This is a genomic window from Amycolatopsis kentuckyensis (assembly GCF_002155975.1).
GTDB lineage: Bacteria > Actinomycetota > Actinomycetes > Mycobacteriales > Pseudonocardiaceae > Amycolatopsis > Amycolatopsis kentuckyensis.
Genome location: NZ_MUMI01000236.1, coordinates 1 through 5,747, shown reverse-complemented (window position 1 = coordinate 5,747; position 5,747 = coordinate 1). Strand labels below are relative to the sequence as shown.

Genomic DNA, 5,747 nt, shown 5'->3' with positions numbered 1-5,747 from the left:
GCTCGGGGCCGTCGGCCGCCGAGCGGGTCCGCAAGCGCGGGCTGAGCCTGTTCGGCTCGGTGCCCCGCCCCGCTGTGGTCACGTTCGCCATCGAGGCGGCCGCCGTCATCCTGGCCGTGCTCGACGTCTGGCTGGTGATCCCCGAGAAGGCCCAGCCCTATTCGATCTGGCTCTCCGGCGCCGCGTGCCTCGCGGTGGTGTTCCGCCGGAAGTTCCCGTTCCTGGCCGTGCTCGTCGCGGTCCCCGGCTTCCTGGCCGGCTGGGCGCAGCTCGCGTCGATGATCACGCTCGGCATGCTCGCCACCCGCCGTCAGCTGCACTGGCAGGTCTGGGTCGGCGCGGCGCTGGTGTGGACGTGCCGGTTCGTGCAGTGGCCGCTGGAGGACTTCGCCGAGCTCAGCTGGCGTGAGCACATCCTCGACGGCATCTACGGCGTCCTGGTCGCCGGCATGCCGATCGCGATCGGCCTGCTGATCGGCGCCCGCACGGAGGTCTCGAACAAGCTCGCCGAGCTGGCCACGAGCCGCGACCGCGAGCGCCGCTTCCACGCCGACGCCGTCCGCGCCGAGGAACGTGCCCGGCTGGCCCGCGAAATGCACGACGTCGTCTCCCACCAGATCACGCTGATCGCCATGCAGGCCGGCGCGCTGCAGGCCCAGACCACCGACGACCGGGCGCTGGAGACCGCGCAGGTCATCCGCACGCTGTCCAAGCGGACGCTGGAGGAACTGCGGTCCCTGGTCAGTGTGCTGCGGGCCGGCTCGGACGACGACGGCCCGCGGCCGGGCATCAACGAGCTCGACCGGCTGATCCGCACGTCCGACGTCCCGGTGCACCTGACGGTGGAGCACCTGCCGGAGGCCCTGCCCAACCAGGTCTCGGCGGCGGCGTACCGGACGGTGCAGGAGTGCTTGACGAACGTCCACAAGCACGCCCCGGGCGCGACGGCGACGATCCGCATCCAGGGTGAGCACGGTGCGCTCAAGATCGAGGTGCGCAACGAGCGGGCGAGCCGTCCGACGGAGGGGTTGCCGTCGGGCGGCCACGGCCTGACGGGCCTGGCCGAGCGGGCGCGCCTGCTCGGCGGAAGCTTCGAGACGTCGGGAACCGAGGACGGCGGCTTCCGCGTCCGGGCGCGGTACCCGCTGGACCGCTGACCTCCGGCCCCCGGTATCCAGCTTACCGGCGGGGACCGACAGTTCCGGCGGCGCTCACACCGTGCTCCGGAGGCCGGCACGCGTGATTGAGCGGTCAGCACACGTGATTGAGCGGTCGACACGCGTGATCGGAGGGTCGACACGGCTCCGGCTTCGTGTCGACCCTTCAATCACCCGTGTCGACCCTTCAAGCACGCGTGTCGACTCTTCAAGCACGGGTGTCGGCCCTTCAGGCACGGGGTGAGCCGCGCTGAGCGCGCGAAAAGCCACCTCGAGGGGTCCGCTTCCCTCGGGGTGGCTTCCAGCCAGAACCGCTAGAGGATTTCCCGGCGCTTGCGCAGGCGGTCGAGCGCCTCCGCCAGGATGGCCTCGCCGTCGGCGTCGCTGCGCCGCTCCTTCACGTAGGCCAGGTGCGTCTTGTAGGGCTCGGTCCGCGGCGCGGCCGGCGGGTTCTTCTCGTCCTGCCCGCCGGGAAGCCCGCAGCGGGGGCAGTCCCACTCGTCCGGGATTTCCGCGTCGAGCGCGAACGACGGCCGAGCCTCGTGCCCGTTGGCACACCAGTAGGAGATGCGGCGTCGTGGCGCCGATTCACCCCGTTCCGATTCGCCCGTAGGACCAGCACCCACCCGGGTGCCCCGAATCGCGTTACCGCCAACCATGAATCCTCACACCTAGGAATCGGCGGCGCGCCCCCCAATAGGCACGCCGAATCGCTGCGCCCCGCCGCCTGAGACCCGGTCGCGGCCGACGACGGAACGCCGGACGCCTCACACCTTGAGCAGCAGACCCAGGCCCACGATGCTGATCAGCCAGACCGCGCCCAGCAGCAGGGTGATCCGGTCGAGGTTCTTCTCGGCCACGCTCGACCCCGCCAGGCTCGACTGCATCCCGCCGCCGAACAGCGACGACAGGCCACCGCCCCGGCCCCGGTGCAGCAGCACCGCGACCACCAGGAAGACGCTGGTGACGATCAACAGGATTTGCAGGAACAGCTTCATGTCATCCTCTGGGCTCTAGGAGAATGCAGGGGTACGGCATGGTCGTTTCCGACCACCACCGTACCCCTGGACTCGTCCACTGCTGTGTGACGGACCGGATACACAGGCTACCCGGTCGTGGCCTCGATCAGGGCAGCGGCCCGCCCGCGGCGAGTGCGCAGAGTTTCGTGAACTCCTCGCCGTCGAGGCTCGCTCCGCCGACCAGGGCACCGTCGATGTTCTCGCAGCCCACCAGCTCGCTGATGTTGCCCGACTTCACCGATCCCCCGTAGAGCACCCGGACGGACGAAGCGACCTCGTCGCCGTACTTCTCCTGGAGGGTCGCCCGGATGGCCTTGCAGACCTCTTCGGCGTCCGCGGACGACGCGACCTTGCCGGTGCCGATCGCCCAGACCGGCTCGTACGCGACCACCACGCCGGAGACCTGCTCGGCCTTGAGGCCCTTCAGGCCCTCGATCAGCTGCGTCGTGGTGTGGTGGATGTGCTCGCCGGCCTCGCGGACCTCGAGCTTCTCCCCGATGCAGAGGATCGGCGTGATGCCGTGCTTGAGCGCGGCCTTGACCTTCTTGTTGACCAGTTCGTCGGTCTCGGCGTGGTATTCGCGCCGCTCCGAGTGCCCGACGGTGACGAACTTGCAGCCCAGCTTCGCCAGCATCAGGCCGGAGATGTCACCGGTGTAGGCGCCCGAGTCGTACGGCGAGATGTCCTGCGCGCCGTAGGTCAGCGACAGCTTGTCGCCGTCGACCAGGGTCTGCACGCTGCGGATGTCGGTGAACGGCGGCAGCACCGCCACGTCGACCTTCGCGTAGTACTTCTCCGGCAGCGCGAAGGCGATCTTCTGGACGAGCGCGATCGCCTCGAGGTGGTTCTGGTTCATCTTCCAGTTGCCGGCGATGAACGGCTTGCGTGCCACTAGTTCTTCTCCTCCAGGGCGACCACGCCCGGCAGTTCCTTGCCTTCGAGGTACTCCAGGGAGGCACCGCCGCCGGTGGAGATGTGCGAGAAGCCGTCTTCGGGCAGGCCCAGCTGCCGCACCGCGGCCGCCGAGTCGCCGCCGCCGACCACCGTGAACGCGTCGCTCTTCACGAGCGCCTCGGCCACGGCACGGGTGCCGCCCGAGAACGCCTCGAACTCGAACACGCCCATCGGGCCGTTCCAGAACACGGTCTTGGCGTCGGCCAGCTTGCTCGCGAACAGCTCGCGCGAGCGCGGGCCGATGTCGAGGCCCTGGCGGTCGGCCGGGATGGCGGTCGAGTCGACGACCTCGTGCTCGGCGTCGGCCGAGAACTCCGTCGCCGCCAGCACGTCCACCGGCAGCACCAGTTCGACGCCGCGCTTGTCCGCCTCGGCGAGGAAGCCCTTGACCTGGTCGAGCTGGTCGGCCTGCAGCAGCGACTGGCCGACCTCGTGACCCTGGGCCTTGAGGAAGGTGTACGCCATGCCGCCGCCGATGAGCAGCCGGTCGACCTTGGTCAGCAGGTTCGCGATGACGCCGAGCTTGTCGGACACCTTCGCGCCGCCGAGCACGACCACGTACGGCCGCTGGACGTCGTCGGTCAGCTTCTTCAGCACGTCCAGCTCGGCCAGCACCAGGCCGCCCGCGTACGCCGGCAGCACCGACGCGACCTCGTAGACCGAGGCCTGCTTGCGGTGGACGACGCCGAAGCCGTCGGAGACGAACGCGCCGCCCGGGACGAGCGCGCCCAGCTCGGCGGCCAGCTCGGAGCGGTCCACGGCGTCCTTGCTGGTCTCGCGCGCGTCGAAGCGCACGTTCTCCAGCAGGACGACACCGCCGTCGGCGAGGCCGCCGGTCAGCGCCTTCGCGGACTCGCCGACCAGGTCACCGGCCAGCGCGACCTCGGCACCGAGCAGCTCCGAAAGCCGCTTCGCGACGGGCGCGAGGGTGTACTTCGCGTCCGGCTCGCCCTTCGGACGGCCGAGGTGCGCGGTGACGACGACCTTCGCGCCCGCGTCGGCGAGCTTCTTGATCGTCGGCAGCGCGGCGCGGACCCGGCCGTCGTCGGTGATGCGGTCCCCGTCGAGCGGGACGTTCAGGTCGCTGCGCACGAGTACGAAGCGACCCTGAACGCCCTCGCCCAGCAGGTCGTCGAGGTTCTTGACGCTCATCGGGTTCAGGCGAGCTTCGAACCGACGAGCTTGACCAGGTCGGCGAGGCGGTTGGAGTAGCCCCACTCGTTGTCGTACCAGCCGACGACCTTGACCTGGTTGCCGATGACCTTGGTCAGCGGCGCGTCGTAGATGCAGGACGCCGGGTCGGTGACGATGTCCGCCGACACGATCGGGTCGTCCGAGTAGCGCAGGATGCCGGCGAGGGGGCCCTCGGCGGCGGCCTTGTAGGCGGCGTTGATCTCCTCGACCGTGGCGGCCTTGGTCAGGGTGACCGTGAGGTCGGTGGCCGAGCCGGTCGGGATCGGGACGCGCAGCGCGTAGCCGTCCAGCTTGCCCTGCAGCTCCGGCAGGACGAGGCCGATGGCCTTGGCGGCGCCGGTCGAGGTCGGGACGACGTTCAGGGCGGCGGCGCGGGCGCGGCGCAGGTCCTTGTGCGGGGCGTCCTGCAGGTTCTGGTCCTGCGTGTAGGCGTGGACCGTGGTCATCAGGCCCTGCTCGATGCCGAAGGCGTCGTTGAGGACCTTGGCCAGCGGGCCGAGGCAGTTGGTGGTGCAGGACGCGTTCGAGATGATGACCTGCGAGCCGTCGTACTTGTCGTCGTTGACGCCGAGGACGACGGTCAGGTCCTCGCCCTTGGCGGGCGCGGAGATGATGACCTTCTTGGCACCGCCGGCGATGTGCGCCTTGGCGGCGTCGGCGTTGGTGAAGAAGCCGGTCGACTCGAGGACGACGTCGACGTTCAGCTCGCCCCAGGGCAGGTTGGCCGGGTCGCGCTCGGCGAGGGCCTTGATGGTCTTGCCGTCCACGACGATGCCCTCGTCGCTGACGCTGACCTCACCCGGGAACCGGCCCAGGATGGAGTCGTACTTCAGCAGGTGGGCCATGGTGGCGACGTCGCCGAGGTCGTTGAAGGCGACGACCTCGATGTCGTGGCCGCTGGCCTGCACGGCGCGGAAGAAGTTGCGGCCGATGCGGCCGAAGCCGTTGACACCTACGCGAACGGTCACTGCTGCCACTCCTCTGAGGATCGGCCGGGACCCCCGGCCGTGACTTGCGGGCTCGCGGCCACCCTAGCGTGCGGGCATGCGCGTCCCTGACTGCCCTGACGAGACTTCCACCACTTGGCGAACGGGTCAAGAATCGATTAAGAAGCGGGCCGGCCACGCGGGGTGTTCCGGGGGTGGAGCGCGGCGGACCAGCGGGGGTGACGGGTCCGGGTGGCGGGACCGGTTCCGGCTGATCGTGCCGGGTGCGGAACGGTCGTGGCCGGGGTCGGCGGCGGAGCGCGTGTTCGGGCTTGATCGATTCAGGCGAAGGAGGGCTTGCGCCGGGCTCGGCGGCGGTCCGCGGGGCGGCACGTGAGGTCGGTGACTCGACCGATCCAGCGACGGCTCTCCGGTGGCCGGCGCGGAGGTTCCCGGCCGCGAGGAGGACGGGAACCTTCGTCCGTCGCGCCGGGTTC

Annotated in this window: 6 protein-coding genes; 1 reads left to right on the top strand and 5 read right to left on the bottom strand. The window is 70.1% G+C overall.

The features are described 5' to 3' along the window. Positions 1-1,157: sensor histidine kinase (locus tag CCN39_RS22985; RefSeq protein WP_434781120.1), on the top strand; the 1,157-nt coding region annotated here is incomplete at its 5' end. 314 nt (positions 1,158-1,471) lie between these two features. Here CCN39_RS22985 and CCN39_RS22980 read toward each other — a convergent pair. The 5 genes from CCN39_RS22980 to gap form a co-directional block, all read right to left on the bottom strand. After that, a complete protein-coding gene (locus tag CCN39_RS22980) occupies positions 1,472-1,816 on the bottom strand; it encodes an RNA polymerase-binding protein RbpA (protein WP_043788280.1) in 345 nt (114 codons plus the stop codon). 108 nt (positions 1,817-1,924) lie between these two features. Beyond that, a complete protein-coding gene (gene secG, locus CCN39_RS22975) occupies positions 1,925-2,155 on the bottom strand; it encodes a preprotein translocase subunit SecG (protein ID WP_086845181.1) in 231 nt (76 codons plus the stop codon). Between the two features lie 127 nt (positions 2,156-2,282). Further along, positions 2,283-3,068: a triose-phosphate isomerase gene (gene tpiA, locus CCN39_RS22970; protein ID WP_086845179.1), complete on the bottom strand. Its 786-nt coding sequence runs from the start codon at positions 3,066-3,068 to the stop codon at positions 2,283-2,285. Next, a complete protein-coding gene (locus CCN39_RS22965; RefSeq protein ID WP_086845178.1) occupies positions 3,068-4,282 on the bottom strand; it encodes a phosphoglycerate kinase in 1,215 nt (404 codons plus the stop codon). Before CCN39_RS22965 ends, tpiA begins: the two co-directional genes overlap by 1 nt. Before the next feature lie 5 nt (positions 4,283-4,287). Continuing rightward, on the bottom strand, positions 4,288-5,292 hold the full coding sequence (gene gap, locus CCN39_RS22960) for a type I glyceraldehyde-3-phosphate dehydrogenase (RefSeq protein ID WP_086845176.1): 1,005 nt from the start codon (positions 5,290-5,292) through the stop codon (positions 4,288-4,290). Positions 5,293-5,747: the final 455 nt, after the last annotated feature.